The following is a 24609-nucleotide window of genomic DNA, read 5'->3' as shown; positions in this document are numbered from 1 at the left end:
GTCCTCACACCGGTAGCAACCGGCTGATCAGCGCGCCGAGTTGGAGGGCGTTGCGGCACACTCCGCATCTCCACCAGCTCGGCGTACGCGGGCGCCGCCGGGTCGCCCGTGTCCCACCTCGACCGCGCCTCCGGGTTCAACCAGCAGGCGCGGCGGGCCCGTTCGGCCGGTTGCCGTACCGCGGGCGGAATCCTCGCTCATGTCCGTCCGGGCGTCATTCGGCACGAACGCCGTCGACCGACGCCGTAGTCAGGAACCGGGGCCGGCCGCCGAAGCGCCCGACCCCGCGAGCCCGTTCACGCCTGGACCTCTCCACTCACCAGGACCACCTCCAGGGTGCGCGGACCGTGCACCCCCTCGACCCGGTCGAGCTCGATGTCGCTGGTCGCGGACGGACCGGAGATCCAGGTCAACGGCCGTGCCGGGTCCAGGCGTTCGAGAGCCTGGGGCACGGAGGAGACGACCTGGTCGGGCACGCGGACGACACAGATGTGGTGGTCGGGGACCAGGGTGATCCGGCGGCGCCCCTGGGCCGGGCCGCCGTCCAGGACGATGGTGCCGGTCTCGGCGATGGCGAGAGCGCAGCCGGTGACCACGCTCCCGACCTTGTCCAGGTCGTACACGGTGCTCGCCGTGCGGTCCTCGATCCGGGCGGTGTCCGAGGCGGACAGCCACTCCGGCGCAAGCCCCGGCGGTACGACCACCGACGCCGAGCCGCGCGCGGCCAGTATCCCGGCGAGCAGCGCCGGAAGCTCGTCGCCGGTGCAGCGGTGCACTACCGCCCGGTAGTCCGCCAGGTTCTCGGCGAGGAGTTCGACCGTCTCCTCGACGCTCCGGTTTCCGTGCTCGCGCAGATAGTCACGGTCGACGGCCTGGTCGTACGGCGTGTCGTCGCGGGGCACGTCGGCGAGTGCACGCCGTACGCGGCCCAGGATCAGATCGCGGCTGTTCACTTCGTGGTGTCCTTTCCGCCGTGGGTGCGCTGCCACCAGTCGCGGAACGGCTCCGCCGGTACGGCCGGCAGGTCACGGGTGTCGCTCCAGGCCCTGCCGGGGCCGGGCAGCGTGCGGGGGTGGAAGCGGCGGGTGCGGGAGGCGAGACGCTGGCCGGTGCGCAGGGCGCCGGGGTGGCCGAACGCCCAGCGGGCGGCACGCATCGCGGCCCGCTCGGCGGCGTGGCCCTTCGCGGGCTTCAGGACGACCTTGTTGCCCTCCCTGGTGGCCGGACCGCCTTCGACGATCCGTTCCCGCAGGTGCACCAGCACCTCGGGGATGTCGATGGCGACCGGGCAGACCTCGTAACAGGCCCCGCACAGCGAGGAGGCGTACGGGAGCGAGGCGTCGATCTCGCTCGCGGTGCCCCGGAGCTGAGGGCTCAGGATGGCGCCGATCGGGCCGGGATAGACGGAGCCGTAGGCGTGGCCGCCGGCCCGCTCGTACACCGGGCAGACGTTCAGACAGGCAGAGCAGCGGATGCAGCGTAGGGCCTGGCGGCCGACCTCGTCGGCGAGGGTGTCGGTGCGGCCGTTGTCGATCAAAACCAGGTGGAAGGTCTGCGGGCCGTCACCGCCCGTCGTACCGGTCCACGTCGACGTGTACGGGTTCATGCGCTCGGCGGTCGAGGAGCGGGGGAGGGTCTGGAGGAAGACCTCCAGGTCCCGCCAGGTCGGCACGATCTTCTCGATGCCGACGACCGAGATGAGCGTCTCGGGCAGGGTCAGGCACATCCGCCCGTTGCCCTCGGACTCGACCACGACGAGGGTGCCGGTCTCCGCGACCATGAAGTTGGCGCCGGAGACGCCCACCTTGGCGCGCAGGAATTTTTCTCGGAGGTGCAGCCGTGCCGCCTCGGCCAGTTCGGCGGGCGTGTCGGTGAGGCCATCGGGAGCCGGGCGGCCCCACTCGCTCATCTCGCGCGCGAAGATGTCCCGGATCTCGCCCCGGTTGCGGTGGATCGCCGGGACGAGGATGTGCGAGGGGCGGTCCTTGCCCAACTGCACGATCAGCTCGGCGAGGTCGGTCTCGTAGGCCGCGATGCCCTCGGCCTCCAGCGCCTCGTTCAGCCCGATCTCCTGCGTGGCCATCGACTTGACCTTGACGACCTCCGACTCCCCGGTCATCCGCACCAGGTCGATGACGATCCGGTTGGCCTCGTCGGCATCGACGGCCCAGTGCACGACCCCGCCCGCCGCCGTGACCGACTCCTCCAGCTGGACGAGATAGCGGTCGAGATGGCGGAGGGTGTGGTCCTTGATCCGCTTGCCCGCCTCACGCAGCTCGGCCCAGTCGGACATCTCGGCGACGGCTTTCGCCCGTTTGCCGCGGATGGTGTGGGTGGCGTGGCGCAGATTGGCGCGCAGGGTCTGGTTGTTGACCGCGTCGTGGGCCGCCTCGGGGAAGGAGGGCATCCCGACGAACGTTCCGCCGCTCATACGCTCGGCTCCTCTTCCGTGCTCGCCAGGATCTCCGCGATGTGCACCGGCCGCATTCCGGTGCTCAGCCGGGTCATGGTCCCGCCGATGTGCATGAGACACGAGTTGTCGGCGGCGCACAGCACCTCCGCCCCCGTCGACTCGGCGTTGCGCACCTTGTCGGTGCCCATCGCCGCCGAAACATCGGAGTTCTTCAGCGCGAACGTGCCGCCGAAGCCACAGCACTCGTCGGCCCCGGGCAGCTCGCGCAGCTCCAGCCCCTTGACGGCCTGGAGCAGCTTGAACGGCCGGTCGGCCAGCCCGAGGCCGCGCAGCCCGTGGCAGGTCGGGTGGTAGGTGACGGTGTGCGGGTAGTAGGCGCCCACGTCCGTCACCCCCAGCACGTCCACCAGGAACTCCGTCAGCTCGTACGTCTTCGGGACCACGGGCGCCAGTGTGGCGGCGAGCCCGTCCCCGCGCCCCTCGGCCCGGGCCCGCTCACCCATCCGGGGATACAGCTCCCGCACCATCGCGCCGCACGACCCGGAGGGTGTGACGATCGCCTCGTACCCCGCGAATACATCGGAGAAATGACGGGCGAGCGGCTCGGCCTCGTGCCGGTACCCGGTGTTGTAGTGCGCCTGTCCGCAGCAGGTCTGAGCCATCGGGAAGTCGACGTCGACGCCCAGCCTGGTCAGCAGTTTCACCACGGCGCGGCCCGTGTCCGGATAGAGCGTGTCGTTGACACAGGTCAGGAACAGGGCGACACGCATCGCGGCTCCTCGTGGTCGGTCATCGGATGAATGCAGAGTACCCGGAGGTCACGTGGTGGGGGAGCCCCCGGCTCACCGGGCTTCGGTGAGCCGGGTCTCAGCCGCGCGCCAGGCCGCCGGGTCGCCGGACGGCTCGTAGCGGGTCAGCGGCTGGGTACGGGCGAGCAGCCGGCGCATGTCCGTACGGTCGCCCACCAGTCCGTGGGCCCTCGCCTGGACGAGGACGTTGCCGAGCGCGGCGGCCTCCGCCGGACCCGCCACCACCGGCAACCCACAGGCATCGGCGGTTAGTTGGCACAGCAGCGCGTTACGCGTCCCGCCCCCCACGATGTGCACGGCGTCGACGGGATGCCCGGCGAGCCGCTGGGCGTCCGCCACCGCCCGCCGATGCGCGAGAGCGAGGGAGTCGAGGATGCAGCGGGTGATCTCGCCCGGAGTCTCGGGCACCGGCTGCCCGGAGACCCGGCAGGCCTCGGCGATCCGCTCCGGCATCCGCCCGGGCGCCAGGAACGCCGCGTCCCCCGCGTCCACCACGGACCGCAGCCCCGGCGCCTCGCCCGCCGCCCGCAGCAGCGTGCCCAGGTCGGGGTTGCCCCAGGCCCGTACGCACTCCTGGAGCAGCCACAGCCCCATGATGTTGCGCAGATAGCGGACCGTGCCGTCGAGCCCCAGCTCATTGGTGAAGTTGGCGGCCCGGCTCTCCTCGGAGAGGACGGGCGCGTCCAGCTCCAGCCCGGCCAGGGACCAGGTGCCGGTGCAGATGTAGGCGAACCGCTCGTCCACGGCCGGAACGGCCGCCACCGCGGAGGCGGTGTCGTGCGACCCGACCGTGGTCACCGGCACCGGGCCGGTGAGCCCGGTCTCCTCCAGCACCTCGGCCCGCAGCACACCCGCCGGATCACCGGGCCGGCGCAGCGGCGCGAACAGCCCGAGGTCGATGTCCAGTCTCCGCGCGATCTCATGGGCCCAGCCGCGGGTGCGGGGGTCGATCAGCTGGGTGGTGGAGGCGTTGGTCAGCTCGGTGCCGGCCTCGCCCGTCAGCCAGTAGGTCAGCAGGTCGGGGATGAGCAACAGCCGTTCGGCGGAGGCCAGTTGCCGGGTCTCGCGGGCCGCGGTCAGCTGGTAGAGGGTGTTGAAGGGCGCGTACTGCAACCCGGTCGCCGCGTACAGCTCGGCGGCCGGGACGGACGCCCACACCTTCTCCGCGACACCCTCGGTGCGGGCGTCGCGGTAGTGCACCGGGTTGCCCAGCAGGGCGCCGTCGGCATCCAGCAGGCCGTAGTCCACGGCCCAGCTGTCGATGCCGACGGAGTCGAGTTCGCCACCGCAGTGGGCACCGGCGGCCCGCAGCCCGTCGAGCACGCCCCCGTACAGCGCGAGCACGTCCCAGCGCAGCCCCTCGGGCACCCGCACGGGCCGGTTCACGAACCGGTGCGCCTCGGCCAGCTCCAGCGTGTCGGGCCCGACCCGGCCGACCATGACGCGCCCACTGGACGCGCCGAGGTCGACCGCGGCGTACACCTTCACGGACCGGGTCATCGCAGGAAGGCGGCGGCGACGCCGGCGTCGACCGGCACGTGCAGTCCGGTGGTGTGCGTGAGCTCGCCGCCGGTGAGCGCGAAGACGGCGTTGGCGACGTGCGCGGGCAGCACCTCGCGCTTGAGGATGGTCCGCTGCGCGTAGAACTCGCCGAGCTTCTCCTCCTCGATGCCGTACGTGGCCGCACGCTGCGCGCCCCACCCGCCGGCGAAGATCCCGGAGCCGCGCACCACGCCGTCGGGGTTGATGCCGTTGACCCGGATGCCGTGCTCGCCCAGTTCGGCGGCGAGCAGCCGCACCTGGTGCGCCTGGTCGGCCTTGGTGGCGGAGTAGGCGATGTTGTTCGGTCCGGCGAAGACGGCGTTCTTGGAGGCGATGTAGATGATGTCGCCGCCGAGCTCCTGCGCGATCATCAACCGCGCCGCCTCGCGCGAGACGAGGAACGACCCACGCGCCATGATGTCGTGCTGCAGGTCCCAGTCGCGGGCCGAGGTCTCCAGCAGCGGCTTGGAGATGGAGATCCCGGCGTTGTTGACGACGAGGTCCACCCCGCCGAAGGCCAGCACGGCGGCCCGGAACGCCTCGGCGATCTGCTCCTCGCTCGTGACATCGACAGTGACGGCGACGGCCTTGTCGGCCCCGCCCAGCTCCTCCGCCACAGCCTGGGCGTTCTCGGCGTTGAGGTCGGCGACGACGACACAGGCACCCTCGGCGACCAGCCGCTCGGCGATGGCCCTACCGATCCCGCTGCCGGCACCGGTGACGAGAGCGACCCGAGTGGCCAGCGCCTTGGGCTTGGGCATCCGCTGGAGCTTCGCCTCCTCCAGTGCCCAGTACTCGATCCGGAACTTCTCCGACTCCTCGATCGGCGCGTACGTCGAGACCGCCTCGGCCCCGTGCATCACGTTGATCGCGTTGACGTAGAACTCGCCGGCCACCCGAGCGGTCTGCTTGTCCTTGCCGAAGCTGAACATGCCCACACCCGGGATCAGCACGATCGCCGGGTCGGCGCCACGCATCGCGGGGGAGTCGGGCAGCGCGTTGCGCCCGTAGTAGGCCGCGTACTCCTCGCGGTACTCGGCGTGCAGCTCCTTCAGCCGTGCGATCGCCTCGTCCAGGGGAGCGGCGGCCGGCAGGTCGAGGACGAGCGGCCTGACCTTGGTGCGCAGGAAGTGGTCCGGGCAGGAGGTGCCGAGGGCGGCGAGGCGCGGGTGCTCGCCGCGCGACACGAAGTCCAGCACGACGTCCGAGTCGGTGAAGTGCCCGACCTGCGGCTTGTCCTGCGAGGCGATGGCCCGCACGTACGGGGCGAGCGCGGCGGCACGTTCACGCCGCTCCTCGGGCGCGAGGGCCGCGTAGCCCTCGATCACCGGACCGAACGGCTCGGCCTTCCCACGCTCGGCGAGGAACGCCTCGGCGGTACGGATGATGTGCAGCGAGTTCTTCTCGCACGCCTCGGCAGTGTCGCCCCAGGCGGTGATGCCGTGCCCGCCGAGGACGCAGCCGACGGCCTGCGGATTGGCGGCCTTCACGGCGGCGATGTCCAGGCCGAGCTGGAATCCGGGGCGCCGCCACGGCACCCACACCACGCTGTCCCCGAAACACTCGGCGGTCAGCTTCTCCCCGTCGGCGGCGCAGGCGAGCGCGATACCGGAGTCGGGGTGGAGGTGATCAACGTGCGCGGCGTCGACGAGCCCGTGCATCGCGGTGTCGATGGACGGCGCCGCCCCGCCCTTGCCGTGCAGGCAGTAGTCGAAGGCGGCGACCATCTCGTCCTCGCGCTCGACGCCCGGATAGACCCCCTTGAGCGCGTGCAGCCGGTCCAGCCGCAGCACGGCCAGCCCACCCTCGGTCAGGGTGCCCAGGTCACCCCCGGACCCCTTGACCCACATCAGCTCGACATCACCACCGGTGACGGGATCGATGTCGGTCCCCTTCGCGGACGTATTTCCACCCGCGTAGTTCGTATTACGGGGGTCAGCACCAAGCCGACGAGACCGAGCGATGAGGGCAGCGGCTTCAGGATGGATAGCCATGACGTGACGAGTCCTTACGTGACGATTGAACTGGGGACGAGAGGAGCGCCCCTATAAGGGCGCGGGCAACTGCGCGAGCAACCACAGACGACGGAGAGCCTGCGACGAACCGAACCAGGCAGACGAGACCCAGAACCTAGGCTCCCCACCCCGCCTGCTCCCCACCAACCCGCTCCGCAGCGATCTTCGCCCCCCACCCGGACCGGGCATACGCAGCGATCGGGTCCCCGTCCAACCCCAGCTCCTCCCGGACCTCCACCAGCAACGGCCGGACATCCGTGTTGTACGCGTCCATCAGCACCGCGTTGGCGGTCAGCACATCCCCGGCCCGCTGAGCAGCACCCAACGCCGACGCATCGACAAGGAGCGCCTTGGCCGTCGCCTCCTGAACGTTCATCACCGACCGGATGATCGCCGGAATCTTCGCCTCGATGTTGTGGCACTGGTCCAGCATGAACGCGACCTCGGGCACGAACCCCCCGCCCCGGATCACCTCGTACATGATCCGGAACAGCTGGAACGGGTCCGCCGAGCCGACCATCAGGTCGTCGTCCGCGTAGAACCGCGAGTTGAAGTCGAACGCGCCGAGCTTCCCCTCGCGCAGCAGCGTCGCGACGATGAACTCGATGTTGGTCCCGGGCGCGTGGTGCCCGGTGTCGACCACGACCTGCGCCTTCGGGCCGAGCTTGAGGCAGTGCGCGTACGCCGTGCCCCAGTCCGGGACGTCGGTCGCGTAGAAGGCCGGCTCGAAGAACTTGTACTCGAGGAGCATCCGCTGGTCGTCGCCGAGCCGCTCGTACACCGCGGCCAGCGCCTCGGAGAGCCGGTCCTGCCGCTCACGGATGTCGTCCTGGCCGGGGTAGTTCGTCCCGTCGGCGAACCACAGCTTGAGGTCCTTGGACCCGGTGGCGTCCATGATGTCGACGCATTCGAGCAGATGGCGGAGCGCCTTGCGCCGCACCACCGCGTCCGGGTGGCAGATGCTGCCGAGCTTGTAGTCGTCGTCCTGGAAGGTGTTCGAGTTGATCGCGCCCAGCTTCAGGCCGCGCTCCTCGGCGTACTTGGCAAGGGCGGAATAGTCCTCGACCCTGTCCCACGGAATGTGCAGGGCCACGGTGGGGGCCACACCGGTGAAGGCGTGCACCTGGGCGGCGTCGTCCAGCTTCTCGAAGGGGTCGCGCGGGACGCCGGGCTGGGCGAACACCTTGAAACGGGTCCCCGAGTTCCCGTACGCCCACGACGGCGTTTCGATGGCCTGGGCCTTGAGAGCGGCCTTCACCGCGCTGAGCTCGGTCACTTCAGGACTCCTGTGACATCGGGTCGGAACGACTGCTGGGAATCAGCACGCGGAACGACGATCTGATGAAACGATTCAGAACGGGAAGCTATGAGCCCCCCGGAGGGGTGTCAAGCCCTCCGGCTGATTCGGGCTGCCGTGACTTGCCTGTGACCTTCAATTATCGAAAGAATTTCGACACGGACCCATTGACGTGCCATGGCTGCCGTGTCTAACGTCCCGGCAACCCAGTTGAAACCTTTCACGACGTCGTGAGGCCAGTCCCACCGGCGTCGTCGAGGAGCCCTCATGACCCACCCGTCCGACCCGGGGCCGGCCCCTGTGCTGGCACTCAAGGACATCTCGAAGTCCTTCGGTGCGGTGCGTGCCCTGCGGGACGTCTCCATGGAGCTGTATCCCGGCGAAGTGCACGCACTCGCCGGTGAGAACGGCGCCGGTAAGTCGACCCTGATCAAGACGCTCGCCGGGGTGCACCGACCTGACGCGGGCCAGGTGCTGCTCGACGGCGCGCCCGTCGTCTTCCACGGTCCCGGCGACGCCCGCGACGCGGGTATCGCCGTGATCTACCAGGAGCCCACGCTCTTCCCGGACCTGTCGATCGCCGAGAACATCTTCATGGGCCGCCAGCCCCGGCGCGCCCTCGGCCGGATCGACCACAAGGCCACCCACTCGGCGACCGCCGCCCTGATGCGGCGACTCGGCGTCGAACTCGACCCCGACCGCCCCGCCCGCGGCCTGTCCATCGCGGACCAGCAGATCGTCGAGATCGCCAAGGCGCTCTCCTTCGACGCCCGCGTCCTGATCATGGACGAGCCGACCGCGGCCCTCACCGGCAGCGAGGTCGCCCGTCTCTTCGGTGTCGTCCGCACCCTGCGTGAACAGGGCGCCGCCGTGCTGTTCATCTCGCACCGGCTGGAGGAGATCTTCCAGATCTGCCGGCAGGTGACGACCCTCCGTGACGGTGCCTGGATCGCCAGCGAGCCGCTGGAGGGCATGACGGAGGACGATCTCGTACGCCGGATGGTCGGCCGCGATCTCGACGAGCTCTACCCGAAGCAGGACGTGGAAGCCGGCGAGGTCGCGCTCAGCGTCCGCCGGCTGACCCGCGAGGGCGTCTTCACCGACGTCTCCTTCGAGGTCCGGCACGGCGAGATCGTCGGCCTCGCCGGACTCGTCGGCGCCGGCCGTACCGAGGTGGCCCGGGCCGTCTTCGGCATCGACCGCTGGGACGCCGGCGAGGTCGAGGTGGACGGCACGCTCCTGACCAACGGTGCCCCCTCCACGGCCATGGCCGCCGGGCTCGCCCTCGTCCCCGAGGACCGGCGCGCCCAGGGCCTGGTGATGGACATGTCCATCGAGCGGAACATCGGCCTCACCGGCCTGCGGACGACCGTCAGGGCCGGACTCATGGACCGGGGCGCCGAGCGCAGCCGCTCCCTCGACTGGGCCGTCAGGCTCCAGGTGAAGTACGCCCGCATCGCCGACACCGTCAACACGCTGTCCGGCGGCAACCAGCAGAAGGTCGTCCTGGCCAAGTGGCTCGCCACCGGCCCCAGGGTGCTGATCGTCGACGAGCCCACCCGCGGCATCGACGTCGGCACCAAGGCCGAGGTGCACCGCCTGCTCAGCGAGCTGGCCGCCGACGGTGTGGCCGTGCTGATGATCTCCTCCGACCTGCCCGAGATCCTCGGTATGGCCGACCGCGTGCTCGTGATGCACGAGGGCCGCCTCGCCGCCGAGATCCCGCGCTCCGAAGCAACCGAGGAAACGGTGATGGCCGCAGCCACCGGGAGGGCCGCCGCATGACGGTGACCGCTCCCAATCCCGCCCCCGCCGCGGAGGTGCCCAAGTCCAGCGGCACCCGGCTGGTGGACCGTGTGTTCAAGATGCGCGAACTCGCCATCCTGGTCGTCTTCCTGGTGATGATCGCCGTGACCCAGGCCGGCAACAGCGAGTTCCTGTCCGAGCAGGGCATCAAGGACCTGCTGCTGAACGCGACGATCCTGGTCCTGGTCGCCACCGGCCAGTCGCTGGTGGTCATCACCCGAAACGTCGACCTGTCGGTCGGCTCCACGCTCGGCATCAGCGCCTTCGCCGCAGGCCTCTACCTCCAGGACGGCGGGAACCCCGTCGTGGCCGTCGTCCTGGCCGTCCTCCTCGGTATCGGCTTCGGGCTCCTGAACGGACTGCTCGTCAGCTTCGGGCAGGTACCCGCCCTCGTCGTCACCCTCGGCACGCTCTACATCATCCGCGGCATCGACTCCATCTGGGTCGGCTCCCGGCAGATCACGGCGGCCGACCTCCCGGACGGATTCGTCGACTTCGGCTCCGGCGGCATCTCGGCGGTCCCGTACCTCGCGCTGATCGCGCTCGCCGTACTCGTCGCCACCGCTTACTGCCTCAAGCACTTCGGCAGCGGCCGTGAGCTGTACGCGCTCGGCTCCAATCCCGAGGCCGCCCGGCTCGCCGGCATCCCCGTACGCAAGCGGATCCTCACCGCGTACACCTTCTGCGGCGCCCTCGCCGGACTCGCCGGCGCGCTCTACCTCGCGCGGTTCGGCAACGTCGACTCCAGCACGGGCAACGGGTACGAACTCACCGTCGTCAGCGCGGTCGTGGTCGGCGGTGTCGTCTTCACCGGCGGCTCCGGCAGCGTCTACGGGGCGGCGCTCGGCGCCCTGCTGCTGACCTCCATCAACAGCGTGCTGCCCGCCCTCGGCGTCAGCTCGGTGTGGGTGATGGCCATCAACGGCACCCTGCTCATCCTCGCCATCGCGGTCGACCGGATCGTCGCCCTGCGCGTGGCGTCCGCCCTGAAGAAGAGGAACGCCCGCCATGGCTGACTCGTCGCTCGCGCGTGCCATCCGCGGGGCCTCCCTGAAAAGGTGGGATTCCGCAGTCGGTGTCCTCCTCGTCGTCGTCCTGCTGCTGTCCTTCGGGTTCGTGGACGGGTTCGGCAACGGGCTCAACCTGTCCTTCCTGATCGGCAACACCCTCCCGATCGCGCTCGTCGCGCTGCCCATGACCCTGCTCGTCGTCTCCGGCGAGATCGATCTGTCCGTCGCCTCCACCGCGGGACTCTCCGGTGCGGTGATGGGTGCCCTGTGGAACCAGGGCATGACGATCGAGGTGATCATCCCGATCTGTCTGCTCCTCGGAGTGGTCTGCGGGCTGATCAACGGGCTGCTCGTCACCCGGCTCGGTCTGCCCTCCCTCGCCGTCACCATCGGCACCATGGCCGCCTACCGGGGCATCGCACAGATCGTGCTCGGCTCCGACGCGGTGACCGACTTCCCCACCCAGTACCTGGACTTCGCCGCCGGACGCATCGGGGACACCTTCGTCCCGTACGCCCTGCTGCCCTTCCTCGTGCTGCTCGCGATCGCCGTGGTCGTGCTGCACGCCACCCCGTTCGGCCGCTCGCTGTTCGCGATCGGAGCGAGCGAGGAGGCGGCCCGCTTCGCCGGCCTCCGGGTCAAGCGGCAGAAGCTGATCCTGTTCGCGGTGACCGGTCTCACGGCCTCCCTCACCGGGATCTTCTGGGCGCTGCACTACGCCAGCGCCCGCTATGACAACGCGACCGGGCTCGAACTCTCCGTCATCGCCGCCGTGTTGCTCGGTGGGATCGACTTCGACGGGGGGAAGGGCACGCTCGGCGGTGCGATTGCGGGAGTCTTCCTGCTCGGTGCGCTGCAGAACGTGATGAGCCTTCAGGATGTTTCGGCTCAATCACAGATTGTCGTCACGGGCATCCTGCTGGTGCTTTCCGTGCTCGGCCCTCGGGTTGCCCGGCAGGTCTCGTTGGCGAGGGCGGCACGCGCCGCTGGATAGGCGGTTCTCAAGCTGCGGGCCCGCTGTGGCTGGTCGCGCAGTTCCCCGCGCCCCTTTCAGGGGCGTGTCCAACTCACTCTCCGTCTGTAAGGAACCCTCATGCGTAAGTCATCCGTCCGCCGTGCCTCCGCGGCTCTCGCCGCCGCGACCTCGCTCGCTCTGGCGCTCACCGCCTGTGGCGGTACCACCAAGAGCGACGTCAAGGACGAGGGTGCCTCGGCTGCCGCGACCGGCAAGGCCGACCCGAACGCGGCCACCAAGAAGGGTCTGACCGTCGGCTTCCTGCCGAAGCAGGTCAACAACCCGTACTTCACCTCCGCCGACAAGGGCGGCGAGAAGGCGCTGAAGGCGCTGGGCTCCAACTACAAGGAGGTCGGCCCCAGCAGCGCCACCGACACGTCCGGCCAGGTCTCCTACGTCAACACCCTGACGCAGCAGCAGGTCGACGCGATGGCCGTGTCCGCGCAGGACCCGGGCGCCCTGTGCACCGCGCTCAAGCAGGCCATGAAGAACGACATCAAGGTCGTCACGTACGACTCGGACACCAAGGCCGACTGTCGCAACGCGTTCGTCTCGCAGGCCAGCGCCGAGGACCTGGGCCGTACCGAGGTGCAGCTGCTCGCCGAGCAGATCGGCTACAAGGGCGAGATCGCGATCCTGTCGGCCGCGCAGACCGCGACGAACCAGAACGTCTGGATCGACTTCATGAAGAAGGAGCTCGCGGACCCGAAGTACAAGGACATCAAGCTGGTCAAGGTCGCGTACGGCAACGACGACGCCCAGCAGTCCTTCCAGCAGACCCAGGGCCTCCTCCAGGAGTACCCGAACCTGAAGGGGATCATCTCCCCGACCACGGTCGGCATCAAGGCCGCCGCCCAGTACCTGTCCGGCTCGAAGTACAAGGGCAAGGTCAAGCTGACCGGCCTCGGCACCCCCAACGACATGCGCAAGTACGTCAAGAACGGCACCGTCGAGGGCTTCGAGCTGTGGGACCCGGCGAAGCTGGGCGAGCTGGCCGCGTACACCGCTGTCGCGCTGGTCTCGGGTCAGATCACCGGCAAGGAGGGCGAGACCTTCAAGGCCGGCGACATGGGTGAGTACACCATCGGCAAGGACGGCGTGATCAGCCTCGGCAAGCCGACCGTGTTCACCAAGGACAACATCGACCAGTTCAACTTCTGATTCCCCAGGGGCTGTTGATGCAACGTGTGTGCTTTCTGCTGAAGGTCCGGGCGGACCGCCTCGACGAGTACCGCGAGCGGCACGCCGCCGTGTGGCCCGAGATGCTCGAAGCGCTCTCGGCCACCGGCTGGCGCAACTACTCGCTCTTCCTGCGCGAAGACGGCCTGCTGGTCGGCTACTTGGAGACCGAGGACTTCGCCGCCGCCCAGGCCGGCATGGAAGCCGCAGAGGTCAACGCCCGTTGGCAGACGGAGATGGCGCCGTTCTTCGAGTCGCTGGACGGCGCCCGCCCCGACGAGGCCATGAAGCCCCTCACCGAGGTGTTCCACCTCGTCTGATCACCCCGCTCCCCGCTCTCCTCCCCCTTTCCCTTCGCCCCGCTCCTCTCACCTCGCAAGACAACGGAGTCCCCGAGATGAAAAGACGTACGCTGCTCGGCGCCGCCCTCGCCGGCGCCGTGGTGACCCCCGTCCTCGGCGCTGCCACCGCCCGCGCCGCGGACCCCGGCCCTTCCGCCACCCTGACCGGCACCACCACGCTCGACACCCAGGCCCTCTTCTTCGTGTCGTACAACGGACTGGTCAACAACAACGCGTTCCAGAAGAACGCGATGCTGACCTACAAGGGCTACCAGTACGCCGTCTGGTACACCGCCGACCGCAACGCCGTCGTCGCCCGCCGCGTGTTCGGTTCGAACACGTGGTCCACCGTCAAGGTCGGCCACACCCTCCGGTACGACGACTCCCACAACGTCATCTCCATGGGCATCTCCAAGGTCGACGGCCGGCTGCACCTCAACATGGACTCCCACAGCGACGGCTTCACCTACGTCAAGTCGGTGGCCGGGCTCATGGACAACCCCGGCGGACTGAGCTGGACCACGAGCCGCTTCGGCGCTCCCCAGTCCACCCTCGACGGCCTCGCCCTCACCTCGCAGTTCACCTACCCGCAGTTCGTCTCGACGCCCGAGGGCAAGCTCCAGCTGAGCTATCGCGTGGCCATCTCCGGCAACGGCCGCAACGCCATCGCCGAGTACGACGGCACGTCGTGGACGAACCTCGGCGAGTGGTCCAGCTCCACCGGCACCTACACCAGCGAGCACGGCTCCAGCACGGCCCGCAACATGTACCTGCACGGCATCGACTACGACAGGAACGGCCGCCTGCACTCCTTCTTCACCTGGCGCGAGCAGAACGGCGCCGTGATGTGCAACAGCGGCGGCATCACCAACCACGACACCGGCTACGTCTACTCGGACGACCGCGGCCGTACCTGGCGCAACAACGCGGGCACGCTCGTCGGCACCACCGGCAGCTCCGACAAGGTCGCCGTCACCGACAGCGGGCTGGTGATCGACTCGCTGAACCCAGACCACTCCCTGATGAACCAGGAGAGCCAGTGGACCGACTCTGCGGGCCGCCCCCACGCCATCATCAGCTACGTCCCCGGCCGCTTCGGGCAGTGCACGACGAACTACGTCACCAACCGCACCAACAACGGCCGTGCCTTCCACGTCCGCAAGAACGCCTCCGGCACCTGGCAGAAGACCGAGATACCGGTGCCGCTGAACTCCAGCCAGCGCACCAAGCTGTTCCTCGACAAGTACGACAACGCCTACGCGATCTTCCCCTTCCTCCGGATCGCCGGCGCTTCCGCGGCCTCGGGGTACACGGACTGGACGATTTTGTACGACGGCGTCACAGCCGGGCTGAACGCCTTCGGCGAGGTCGTGTTCGACGAGACGCGCATCGGTGAGGACCACTTCCTGTCGGTGATGTACCAGGAGAAGTCCAGCGGCACGACGCCCTCGGCGCTTCGCTCCCTGAACTTCAGCCTGCCCGCGTGACCGGAATGATCAGCGGATTAGTCAAGGTCGGGCAGGCCGCTAATGTAAAGGCCTGCCCGCCACCGCTCGTCTCCCTGGAGGTCCCCGCCTGATGGCCCAGCCGGTGGGTATCAAGGACGTCGCACGCGCCGCCGGAGTCTCCGTCGGCACGGTCTCGAACGTCATCAACCGCCCGGACTCGGTCGCCACCGAGACCCGGGCCCGTGTGCTGTCCGCGATCGACCGCCTCGGCTACGTCCGCAGCGAGTCGGCCCGCCAGCTGCGCGCCGGGCGCAGCCGGATCATGGGGCTGCTCGTCCTCGACATGGGCAACCCCTTCTTCGTGGACGTGGCACGCGGTGCCGAGCGGGCCGCGCGGGACGCCGGGCTCGGTGTGATGGTCTGCAACAGCGCGCAGAGCGCCGGGGAGGAGGCCGACTACCTGTCGCTCTTCGCCGAGCAGCGGGTGCGCGGTGTGCTGCTGACCCCGGCCGACGCGACCGGCCGCAACATCGAGGCGTTCCGCCGTCACGGCATCCCGTTCGTCCTGGTCGACCGGGTCGCCGAGGGCACCACCGAGTGCTCGGTGTCCGTGGACGACGTCGCGGGCGGCGCGCTGGCCGTCCGCCATCTCGTCGACGCCGGACACCGCTCCATCGCGTACGTCAGCGGACCGCCCGGCTTCAACCAGGTGCGCGACCGGCGCACGGGCGCCATGAATGCGCTCGCCGAGGCCGGCCTCGGCCCCTCCGCCCTGCGTGAGCTGCCCACCGAGCGCCTCGACGTCGCCGCGGGCCGGGACGCGGGCGCCCGTCTCCTGGGCCTCGCCGACCGGCCGACTGCCGTGTTCTGCGCCAACGACCTGCTCGCCCTCGGCGTCCTGCAGGCCATGTACGCGGCCGGGGTCGGCGTCCCCGACGACCTCGCGATCGTCGGCTACGACGACATCGAGTTCGCCGCCGCCGCTGCCGTCCCGCTGACCTCCGTCCGCCAGCCCGCCGTGACCATGGGAGCTCTGGCCGCGGAACTCCTCCTGGAGGAGACCGAGACGGAGGCAGAGTCCGGGGCGAGGCGCCACGCGCACCGCAGGGTCGTCCTCCAGCCGGAGCTGGTGGTCCGCCGCTCCAGCCTGTCGGCCCGCTGATCCGGGGTTCAGTAAGGAATTCCGTACGTCTTCATGATCCGGGGGCTCGGCAGCGCCCCGGACATGTGCTGAACTGGGGCGGCCTGGAATCCAACCGTCTCGGGAGCCCCGTTGACCGTCAGCTACCGCCAGCCCGGAGTCGTCCTCACCGACCGCCGTTTCACCGTGCCCCTGGACCACGACGACCCCGCGGGCGAGACGATCGAGCTGTACGCCCGCGAGGTCGTCGCCGGCGACCGGGCGGGCCGGGACGACCTGCCGTGGCTGCTCTATCTCCAGGGCGGTCCGGGCTTCGGGGCGAATCGTTTCGTCGGCCAGGGGGCCTGGCTCGGCCGCGCCCTGGAGGAGTTCCGTGTCCTCCTTCTGGACCAGCGCGGCACCGGCGCCTCGACCCCGGCCAACCGCCAGACGCTTCCGCTGCGCGGCGGGCCCGCCGAACAGGCCGCCTACCTGACCCGCTTCCGCGCGGACTCGATCGTCCGGGACTGCGAGGCGATACGCCCCTCGGTCACCGGCGGCGCCCCCTGGACCGTCCTCGGCCAGAGCTTCGGCGGCTTCTGCGCGGTGCACTATCTGTCGACGGCGCCCGAGGGCCTGACCGCCGCCCTGATCACCGGCGGCCTCCCCTCCCTCGACGGGCACGCGGACGACGTCTACCGGGCCGCCTATCCCCGTATCGAACGCAAGGTCGCCGCGCACTACGCGCGTTACCCCCAGGACGTCGAACGGGCACGGCGGATCGCCGAGTACGTGATCGGGCACGAGCCGGTCCTGCCGAACGGCTATCGCCTGACCGTCGAGGCCTTCCAGTCCCTCGGCATCCTCCTCGGCGGCGGCGAGGGCAGTCACCGGCTGCACTACCTCCTGGAGGACGCCTTCGTCCGTACTCCCGGTGGCCCGGCCCTGTCCGACGCCTTCCTGGAGGAGACCCAGGGCCTCCTGTCGTACGCCGCCCATCCGCTGTACGCCCTCGTCCACGAGGCCATCTACGGCCAGGACGGCCGTCCCACCGACTGGTCCGCCGAGCGGGTGCGCGCGGAGTTCCCGCAGTTCGACGCGGGCAAGTCCCTCGCGGACGACAGCCCGTTGCTCTTCACCGGCGAGTCCGTCCACCCCTGGATGTTCGACGTGGACCCGGCGCTGCGCCCGCTGCGCGAGACCGCCGAACTCCTCGCCGCCCACACCGACTGGCCACCCCTGTACGACGGTTGCCGCCTCGCGGGCAACGAGGTCCCGGTCGCCGCGGCCGTCTACCACGACGACATGTACGTCGACACGGGCCACGCCCTGGAGACCGCGCGGGCGATCGGCGGGCTGCGGACCTGGGTGACGGACGAGTTCGAGCACGACGGGGTGCGGGCGGCCGGCCCCCGGGTGCTCGACCGGCTGCTCGCCCTGACCCGCGACGAGGTGTGACGACGGCCGGTCGCTCAGGCGGCGACGGCGAGTCCGCCCACGCCGCGCAGCGGGCCCACGGCCCGTCCGTCCGGCAGGAGTTCACCCGTGTCGTCGAAGACGATGGTGCCGTTGCAGAGCAGGTTCCAGCCCTGCTCCGGGTGGGCCGCGACGATGACCGCGGCGTCGTGGTCCGGGCTGTCGACGGTCGGGCACGCGGGCTGATGGGTGCACATGGTCTCTCCCATGTCTCAAGGGTCTGCCCCAGTAGTAGCGGAGGTTGTTTACCTCTGTATGTGGAGACCCCGACATGCCAGGAAATTCACCTGTGAGGTGCCGGCTCAGGCAGCCGCCAACTCCGCGCCCGGCGACCGGCGTTCGAGATGCAGCCGCAGTCCCTCCGGGATCACCGTCAGCCGTTCCGCCACCCGGAGCCGGTAGTCCGGGTCGGGCTTCAGGTCGTAGCGGCGCAGGAGCAGCCCGAGGACGAGTGTCGCCTCGTGCAGGGCGAACTGGCGGCCGATGCACGCCCGGGCGCCGGTGCCCCAGGGCTTGAACGCGTGCGCGGGGCGGGCGCGCACGGCCGCCGCGTCGAAACGGTCCGGGTCGAAACGGTCGGCGTCCGCGCCCCAGACGGCCGGGTCGCGGTGCAGCAGCGGAGCCAGGACCAGCGTCCAGGCGCCCTCGCGCATCGGATGCTCGCCGCCGAGCACCGTGTCGTGGCGGGCCTCGCGGGCGAAGCCGGGCGCGGTCGGCCACAGCCGCAGCGACTCGTCGAGCACCCGGCGCACGTACCGCAGCCTGGCGACCTGGTCGTAGCCGGGGACGGCCGTCCCGCCCCAGACGCGGTCCACCTCGGCGCGGGCGCGGTCGGCGACCTCGGGATGCCGGGAGAGGTAGTGCAGGGCGAAGGAGAGCGCTCCGGAGGTCGTCTCGTGGCCCGCGATGAGGAAGGTGAGGACCTGTCGGCGCACGTTCTCCGGCGCGAGGCGTTCGCCGGTATCCGGGTGGGCGGTGTCGAGCATGCGGTCCAGCAGATCGCCGGTGCCGCCGCCCGCGCCGTCCGACGCCCGGCGGGCCCGTACCAGCTCGTCGACCGTGCGGTTCAGGTACGCCATGGCCGCCTCGTTGCGGCGTGTGGCCCGGCGCAGCAGCAGTGGGGCGAGCGGCGCGGGGACGACGTTCAGATACTGCGCGTGGTTCAGGCTCCCCACCATCGCCGTCACGAAGGGATGCGGGCGCTCGCGTTCGAAGGAGCCGAAGTCGTGCCCGAAACCGGTGCGCGCGATCGTCTCCAGGGTCAGCTTCGTCATGTCGCCGGGCACGTCCACCGCACGGCCCGCCGTCAGCTCCCGGTCCCAGTGGTCCGTGAGCCGCTCGGCCACGGCCAGCATCATCGGGTGGTAGCCGGCCATCGCCTCGCGGCTGAAACCGGGGGCGAGAACGTCGTGCGCCAACTGCCAGTTGGGCTCGTCGTTGTACGCGGTGAACAGCCCGTCCCCGGCGACCGGACGCAGGTTGGCCACCCCGAGGCCCACATGCTTGGCGAAGCGTGACTCGTCCGCCAGATCGGCGGTCAGGTCCGCGCCCCACACGAACACGATCTCCTTGCCGAACGCCCTGCGCCGGAAGATCGGGCCCAGGGGCAGCCCGATCCGCATCGAGTCCTGGAGGGGCGTACGGGGACTGACGCCGACCAGGTCACCGAGCAGCGGGATCCGGCGCGGCGGATGCGGGATCCGGTGCAGCTCCGGCCAGCCCAGCTCGGCACTGCGGAATCCTCTGGACGGAGCGGTCCGGGTCGCCGTCTCGGTCATGACGCATCTCCCTTGATGCAGGGGCGTGTTGATGCTGTTGTACGTGGATTCAATAACGGGTTCAGTCTGATCCCGCTGGTGAATCGGCGTCAAGTAAAGTGCGGACATGGCCGCGGAAGAGGGTGCGCGCACGCGTCGCCGGCTCAGCACCGAGGAGCGCCGGGAGCAGCTCCTCTCGGTCGGAGCGCGGCGGTTCTCGGAGAGCCCGTACGACGAGGTGTTGATCGAGCAGGTCGCCGAGATCGCCCACGTCTCGCGCGGGCTGCTCTACCACTACTTCCCGACCAAGCGGGACTTCTTCGCGGCGGTCGTGGAGCGCGAGAGCGAGCGCATGCTGCGGATGACGGCCACCGTGCCGGGCGTTCCCGCCCGCGAGCAACTGGACGCCAACCTCGACGCCTTCCTCGCGTATGCCGAGGAGCACGCGCACGGCTATCGCGCCTTCCACCGCGCCGACGCGTCCGGCGACCAGGCCGTGCGGAAGGTCTATCAGCGGGCGCTCGCCGCGCAGGAGCGGCAGATTCTCGCTGCGCTGGCGGCCGACCCGGAGTTCGGGCGGCTGGCCGGGGAGCGGCCCGACCTGCGGCTCGCTGTCCGTGGCTGGCTGGCGTTCACGACCGCCGTGTGCCTGGAGTGGCTGCGCGGCTCGGACCTGTCCCGGTCGCAGGTACGGGACCTGTGCGCGCGGTCGCTGCTCGGCACCCTCGCGCCCTGAGGCCGGTCGTCCCGGGTACGGGAATCTCACGGGATCGGGGGAGATGGTTGGCGTACACCCGGATCTTCGGTAGGTTAGGCAAGGCTTACCTAAGGAGATCTGGGATGGGTGACAGTAAGACCTTGACGGCCGCGCCCGCCGCGGCGGAACGCGCGCGTTCGGTGCTCGCGGCCGCGTGGTCCTGCGCGGTGACCGCGGATGGCGGGCGCGAGGAGTTCGTCGGCGCGCACACCGTCGGAGAGGACGGCCGGGTGGTCCTGGACGTGCCGGCGGACAGTATGCTGCTCGCCGCCGCGGTCTGCGCCCCGCGCGGCGAGCCGTCGGCAGTGCTGGAGTTCGCCGACGTCTCGCCCGTCCCCGTGCGCAACCGGATCCGCGCCCGGCTGTGGATGGCCGGCTGGTTCTCCGTCGAGGGCGAGCGGCTCGCGTTCCGTCCGACGCGCGTGGTGCTGCGCCAGACCTCCGGTGCCACCGTCGTCGACCTCGACGAGTTCGCCTCCGCCGCGCCCGACCCGTTGTCCACGGCCGAGGCGGGGCTGCTGACCCACCTCGCGGACTGCCACGGCGACGCCGTCGAGCGGCTCACCCGCCTGGTCGATCCGGACAGCCTGCACGGCGCCGTCAAGGTCCAGCCGGTCGCCGTCGACCGGCACGGACTCACCCTGCGCATCGAGCGCGCCCGCACCCACGGTGACGTACGGCTGACGTTCCACCAGCCCGCCGACACCGTCTCCCAGCTCACCGAGCGCATGCACATGCTGCTCACCCGGGCCAGTGCCGCTTCCTGCCCCCGCGCGCTACAGCGGCAGCGCACAGACGACGACGGGTGACGCGAACGGCTCGCCCGTGAGCCGCAGTTCACCGCTCGCGCGGTCGACGCGAAAGACGCTGACCGTGCTTGAGCGCTGGTTCGCGGCGAACAGCAGGTTCCCGCCCGGCGCCAGGGCGATATGACGCGGGAAGTCGCCGGCGACGGGCACCGTGCCGAGGAACCGGAGACGGGCACCGCCCGCCTCCACCGCGTACCGCGTCAGACTGTTGTGCCCGCGGTTCGCCAGGTACGCGTACCGTCCGTCCGCGGTCACCACGAACTGGGCCGGGTAACTCGTGCCCGTACCCGTCCCCGTGGACTGCGGCTCCCCGATGTCCAGACGCCCGGTGGCGGGGGAGTAGGCGCAGACCGCGACCGTGTTGTCGACCTCGTCGGCGAGGTACGCGTACCGGCCGCCGGGGTGGAAGGTGAGATGGCGCGGCCCCGCGCCCGGGCGGGTCCGGGCCCGCGCGACCTCGGTGAGCGTGCCGCGTGCGATGTCGAGACGGTACGTGTAGACCGTGTCAGTGCCCAGATCGACCGCGAGGACATGACCGCCGTCGGGACTGGTGAGGAACTGGTGCGCGTGCGGGCCCTGTTGACCCGGGCCCGGCGCCGGACCGGAGTGCGTGACCAGGTCGGTGCGCTCGCCCAGGGCGCCCGAGGCGTCGATGGGGTGCACCGCCACGCTGCCGGAGCCGTAGTTGGCGCTGAGCAGCCACCGCCCGCTCGGATGCGCGGACAGATGACACGGCCCCGCACCGCCGGTACCGCGCGTGCCGAGCACCTGATGCTGCTCGCCCTCGCCGCCGAGCCGGATCGCGGTCACACCGCCGTCCAGGCGCTCGTTCACCGCGTACAGGGTGCGCCCGTCGGGATGCGCGGCGAGGTAGGACGGGTCGCCCACGCCCGTGAGGGTTCCGGCGCCGGTGACACGGCCCGAGGCCGGGTCGTAGGTCGCGAGGCCGAGGCCGGTGCCGCCGCCCTCGACGGAGGTGTAGGTGCCCAGGAAGAGCGGCCGGGGAGCGGGCGGACGAGGGGTGGCCGGCGCGGGCGGTTCCGGTGCGCCGGCGGGCTCCACCGGGACGGACGCCATCGCCCGCGCCGGGACGGACGCCGTCGCGGCCGTCCCCGCCGCCGCACCCACGAACCGCCGCCTGCTCCAGCCGCCGCGCACGCCCCGCGCCGGGTCCGTGCCACCGCTCACACCTGCACCCCCGGTCTCGGTCGCCTCAGCCGTCATCGGCAACTCTGACGCGGATCACCCGGCACACGCAAGACGAGCAATGCGCGTTGCGCACACTGCAATATGGGCGGAGGTGGTGGCAGAGGCAGGAGAAGCAGGAGAAGCAGGGGCTTACCAGTCCCCGTCCTCCACCGGCTTCCCCGTCAGCGGCTTCACCTGCCCGGGTGACGGCGTCTGCCAGGGATCGTGGTCGTCGCCGAGCCAGTCGCCGACCGGTTGCACGGCCGCCAGGGGGTCCGTCGGGGAGAGGTCCTCGGCGTCCTGGTCGAAGTAGTCGAACCAGGGCAGACCGGCCTGTGTGTACGCAGCACGGTCCACGGGTGACGGTGGCGGCGCCTCGCCGGTGATGCGGCGCCACTCGGGCGGCGTCACGAGGTGCACGAACACGCGGCCGGCAGGGTGCTCGGACCACGCCGTGAGCGGCCGGTCGTCCCGGTAGACCTCCTGGCGCATGGATCCGCCGACGCCCAGACCCATCGCCGCCCCCGACCGCTGCGGCCCCGCCGTGCCACCGGGCGCAGCCGGGGCGGCCATCGCCATGGGTGCCATGGGTACGGCCCCGCCGTACCCCCCGACCGGAATCGCCGCCGCCCGTTCCGCCCGACGCCGTTCCTCCTCGCGCCACTTCGCCAGTTCCGCGTCGGTCAGCGGGAACGACTGGAGCTGTACGCCGCCCCACACCTCCTCGCCCGTGACCTGGCCCTCGACGGTCGCGCCCAGCCCGAGCGGCACCGCCACGAACTGGCGGACCGTGCCCTTGCCCGAGTTGATGCCGTCCAGCCAGGGCTGTCGCGGCAGCACCACGTAGTTCTGCGGCTTCCTCGACAGCCGGCCGCTCCACGGCTCGCCCGACACCGCGCACACCTTGCCCACGCCCACCTGCAACGCGGCGGGCTGTGTCGTGCCCCCGAAGCTCAGCCACATCGCCTCGCGCAGATACACCGGCAGCAGCACCCCACCGCGCGCCCGCCAGGCCTCCGGCACCGTGTCGGCGTAGTCGGCGACCCGCCGGACCGGGAACTCGCCGAGCCCCGGCGGCAGCGGATGCGTGCCGGTCTCCGGCAGACGCAGGGTGCGGATGAACCGTACGGCCACACCGCCCGGCAGCCGCAGTGTGTTCCCGTCGATCCGCACACCGGAGTCATCCATGCGCAGCCCCCTCACCTTCGGTCGTCGTCCTGTCCCATGTGACTTCCCCATGTGACGTCGTCACATAGAACGACGTGACACCGCCTCGTGGTTCCTGCCCGGCACTCGCACGTACTTCCGCAGCCGGGTCACCCAGGGCATCCGCTCCCGCTCCTCCCGGGTACAGCGGTCCAGCTCCTCCAGCAGCCGCCGGGAGCGGTGCTCGGTGTCCAGCTCGTCGAGGATGCGGTTGACCTCGGTCAGGACGGCCCCGTGCAGCTGCCACTGGCCCGCGTCGTGCTGGACTTCCGCCAGGAGCAGCTGGGCCAGCTTGTCGCGGGTGGCTGTCGCGGCCCGGAGCTCGGTGGCGAGCCGGGACTCCGCCGACTCGGCGCTGACACTGACGTCGGTGGTGACGAGCACCGCGAAACTGACAACTGCGTCGGCGATCTCGGCCAGCAGTCGCTCCAGCGCGGCGCCCGTCTCCGGGGCGAACAGCGGGTCGGGTTCCCGTTCCTTGGCCAGGTCGGTGAGACTGCGGGCGAGGACACGCAGGACGACCGTGCAGATCTCCAGCGTGTCCAGGCCGGTCCGCAGCACCACCCGGTGCAGCAGGCCCTCCCGGACGCGCGGATTGAGCCGCAGGCTGTCCTCGGCCTGTTTCAGGGCCGCGTCCACCTCCACGATGTCGTGATCGAGCCGACGGGCCTCGTGCAGACGGGCGGTCGCGTGGTCGACGGGGGTGCGGCCGGCGGCCTCCTCGCCCATGCGCAGCATCAACTGCCGTACCCGGCGCGCCAGACCCTCGATGGACTCCCCGGCCGCGTCCACCCACACCGGGGGAGCGAGCAGCAGGTTGAAGGCGAGCCCGACGACCGCGCCGATCAGGGTCTCCAGCACCCGCGCCCAGGCCGTGTCCCCGACCCGGGTGACCCCCAGCACCAGCATCGCGCTGATCGCCACCTCGGGCACGAACTCACTGACCCGCACCAGATGCCCGACCGCGAGCGAGGCCAGGATGATCAGCCCCAGGCTCCACCACGTCAGGCCCACCAGCACACTGAAACCGATCGCGATGACGACCCCGGTGACCACGGAGTTCACCCGTCGGATGCCCGTGGTGATCGTGGCGTAGAGGGTGACCTGGACGACCAGGAGCGCGGTCAGCGGAGCGGTGAGAGGCGCGGCCTCGGGACTGAAGCGGAGCGCGACGACGTAGGCGATCGTGGCGGCTGCCGCCGACCGCAGGGACTGCACGACCACGGGCTCGCGGCGCTTTCGTACGAACCGGACGACGGAAGCCGTCCACTCACCAGGTACCACTCGCATGCGCGCGCACGCCTCCTTTCCGACAAACGACCGAGCCTACTCACCGAAGTCCCCGAGCGCGCTGCATGCGGAGGGAGGCATTCCTCACGCGATCAGGGATGTTTCGCTCGTTGACCAAGAAATCGTGGATC

General features: G+C 70.6%; 21 protein-coding genes and 1 pseudogene. 10 read left to right on the top strand and 12 right to left on the bottom strand.

Annotated elements, in window-relative coordinates; all coding sequences use genetic code 11:
* Nucleotides 1-4: 4 nt before the first annotated feature.
* From IEY89_RS40385 to rhaI, 7 genes and pseudogenes are all read right to left on the bottom strand, one after another.
* Nucleotides 5-240: pseudogene (locus tag IEY89_RS40385) on the bottom strand (hypothetical protein); the annotation flags it as partial.
* Nucleotides 241-296: 56 nt separating this feature from the next.
* Nucleotides 297-953 (bottom strand): LutC/YkgG family protein, encoded by a 657-nt coding sequence (locus IEY89_RS03585; protein WP_189145778.1) that lies wholly within the window; start codon nt 951-953, stop codon nt 297-299.
* A complete protein-coding gene (locus IEY89_RS03580) occupies nt 950-2431 on the bottom strand; it encodes a LutB/LldF family L-lactate oxidation iron-sulfur protein (RefSeq protein WP_189145777.1) in 1482 nt (493 codons plus the stop codon). Before IEY89_RS03580 ends, IEY89_RS03585 begins: the two co-directional genes overlap by 4 nt.
* A complete protein-coding gene (locus tag IEY89_RS03575) occupies nt 2428-3183 on the bottom strand; it encodes a (Fe-S)-binding protein (RefSeq protein WP_189145776.1) in 756 nt (251 codons plus the stop codon). Before IEY89_RS03575 ends, IEY89_RS03580 begins: the two co-directional genes overlap by 4 nt.
* 72 nt (nt 3184-3255) lie before the next feature.
* Complete coding sequence (locus IEY89_RS03570) at nt 3256-4710, bottom strand: rhamnulokinase (protein ID WP_373287197.1); 1455 nt, start codon at nt 4708-4710, stop codon at nt 3256-3258.
* A gap of 8 nt (nt 4711-4718) precedes the next feature.
* Nucleotides 4719-6758, bottom strand: coding sequence for a bifunctional aldolase/short-chain dehydrogenase (locus IEY89_RS03565; protein ID WP_189145774.1), 2040 nt, complete (start codon nt 6756-6758; stop codon nt 4719-4721).
* 136 nt (nt 6759-6894) lie between these two features.
* Nucleotides 6895-8055 (bottom strand): L-rhamnose isomerase, encoded by a 1161-nt coding sequence (gene rhaI, locus IEY89_RS03560; protein WP_189145773.1) that lies wholly within the window; start codon nt 8053-8055, stop codon nt 6895-6897.
* A gap of 288 nt (nt 8056-8343) precedes the next feature.
* Between rhaI and IEY89_RS03555 the strand changes: the two genes are divergently transcribed.
* The 8 genes from IEY89_RS03555 (at nt 8344) to IEY89_RS03520 (ending at nt 17453) form a co-directional block, all read left to right on the top strand.
* Nucleotides 8344-9861, top strand: coding sequence for a sugar ABC transporter ATP-binding protein (locus IEY89_RS03555; protein ID WP_189145772.1), 1518 nt, complete (start codon nt 8344-8346; stop codon nt 9859-9861).
* On the top strand, nt 9858-10898 hold the full coding sequence (locus tag IEY89_RS03550; RefSeq protein WP_189145771.1) for an ABC transporter permease: 1041 nt from the start codon (nt 9858-9860) through the stop codon (nt 10896-10898). The genes IEY89_RS03555 and IEY89_RS03550 overlap by 4 nt, the downstream gene beginning before the upstream one ends.
* Nucleotides 10891-11886, top strand: a complete 996-nt coding sequence (locus tag IEY89_RS03545) for an ABC transporter permease (protein ID WP_189145770.1) — start codon at nt 10891-10893, stop codon at nt 11884-11886. Before IEY89_RS03550 ends, IEY89_RS03545 begins: the two co-directional genes overlap by 8 nt.
* Before the next feature lie 99 nt (nt 11887-11985).
* Nucleotides 11986-13068 (top strand): rhamnose ABC transporter substrate-binding protein, encoded by a 1083-nt coding sequence (gene rhaS, locus IEY89_RS03540; RefSeq protein WP_189145769.1) that lies wholly within the window; start codon nt 11986-11988, stop codon nt 13066-13068.
* 17 nt (nt 13069-13085) lie between these two features.
* Nucleotides 13086-13406, top strand: coding sequence for an L-rhamnose mutarotase (locus IEY89_RS03535; RefSeq protein WP_189145768.1), 321 nt, complete (start codon nt 13086-13088; stop codon nt 13404-13406).
* 77 nt (nt 13407-13483) lie between these two features.
* The gene (locus tag IEY89_RS03530; RefSeq protein WP_189145767.1) at nt 13484-14914 is read left to right on the top strand and encodes a BNR repeat-containing protein; all 1431 of its coding nucleotides are present in this window, start codon (nt 13484-13486) and stop codon (nt 14912-14914) included.
* A 91-nt stretch (nt 14915-15005) separates the two neighbouring features.
* Nucleotides 15006-16037, top strand: a complete 1032-nt coding sequence (locus tag IEY89_RS03525) for a LacI family DNA-binding transcriptional regulator (protein WP_189145766.1) — start codon at nt 15006-15008, stop codon at nt 16035-16037.
* Nucleotides 16038-16148: 111 nt separating this feature from the next.
* Nucleotides 16149-17453 (top strand): alpha/beta fold hydrolase, encoded by a 1305-nt coding sequence (locus tag IEY89_RS03520; RefSeq protein ID WP_189145765.1) that lies wholly within the window; start codon nt 16149-16151, stop codon nt 17451-17453.
* Nucleotides 17454-17467: 14 nt separating this feature from the next.
* Here IEY89_RS03520 and IEY89_RS03515 read toward each other — a convergent pair whose 3' ends face one another.
* Entirely contained in the window at nt 17468-17668 is a 201-nt protein-coding gene (locus tag IEY89_RS03515; protein ID WP_189146083.1) for a DUF5999 family protein, read from the bottom strand.
* Nucleotides 17669-17773: 105 nt separating this feature from the next.
* The gene (locus tag IEY89_RS03510; protein WP_189145764.1) at nt 17774-19249 is read right to left on the bottom strand and encodes a cytochrome P450; all 1476 of its coding nucleotides are present in this window, start codon (nt 19247-19249) and stop codon (nt 17774-17776) included.
* A 106-nt stretch (nt 19250-19355) separates the two neighbouring features.
* Here IEY89_RS03510 and IEY89_RS03505 point away from each other — a divergent pair, with 106 nt between their 5' ends.
* Nucleotides 19356-19964, top strand: a complete 609-nt coding sequence (locus IEY89_RS03505) for a TetR/AcrR family transcriptional regulator (protein ID WP_189145763.1) — start codon at nt 19356-19358, stop codon at nt 19962-19964.
* 104 nt (nt 19965-20068) lie between these two features.
* Entirely contained in the window at nt 20069-20794 is a 726-nt protein-coding gene (locus IEY89_RS03500) for a DUF2470 domain-containing protein (RefSeq protein ID WP_189145762.1), read from the top strand.
* On the opposite strand, the gene IEY89_RS03495 is transcribed toward IEY89_RS03500, so the two are convergent.
* The 3 genes from IEY89_RS03495 to IEY89_RS03485 all read right to left on the bottom strand — a co-directional run bounded on the left by IEY89_RS03495 (nt 20762) and on the right by IEY89_RS03485 (nt 24478).
* Nucleotides 20762-21871 carry a lactonase family protein gene (locus IEY89_RS03495; RefSeq protein ID WP_373287196.1) on the bottom strand — a complete coding sequence of 370 codons (1110 nt, stop codon included), beginning with the start codon at nt 21869-21871 and terminating at the stop codon, nt 20762-20764. The two genes, IEY89_RS03500 and IEY89_RS03495, sit on opposite strands and share 33 nt — an antisense overlap.
* A gap of 261 nt (nt 21872-22132) precedes the next feature.
* Entirely contained in the window at nt 22133-23170 is a 1038-nt protein-coding gene (locus IEY89_RS03490) for a hypothetical protein (protein WP_189145760.1), read from the bottom strand.
* Nucleotides 23171-23230: 60 nt separating this feature from the next.
* Nucleotides 23231-24478 carry an aromatic acid exporter family protein gene (locus IEY89_RS03485; RefSeq protein ID WP_189145759.1) on the bottom strand — a complete coding sequence of 416 codons (1248 nt, stop codon included), beginning with the start codon at nt 24476-24478 and terminating at the stop codon, nt 23231-23233.
* Nucleotides 24479-24609: the final 131 nt, after the last annotated feature.

Source organism: Streptomyces lacrimifluminis (assembly GCF_014646095.1).
GTDB classification, from domain to species: Bacteria; Actinomycetota; Actinomycetes; order Streptomycetales; family Streptomycetaceae; genus Streptomyces; species Streptomyces lacrimifluminis.
This window is presented reverse-complemented; position numbering and strand designations above follow the sequence as displayed.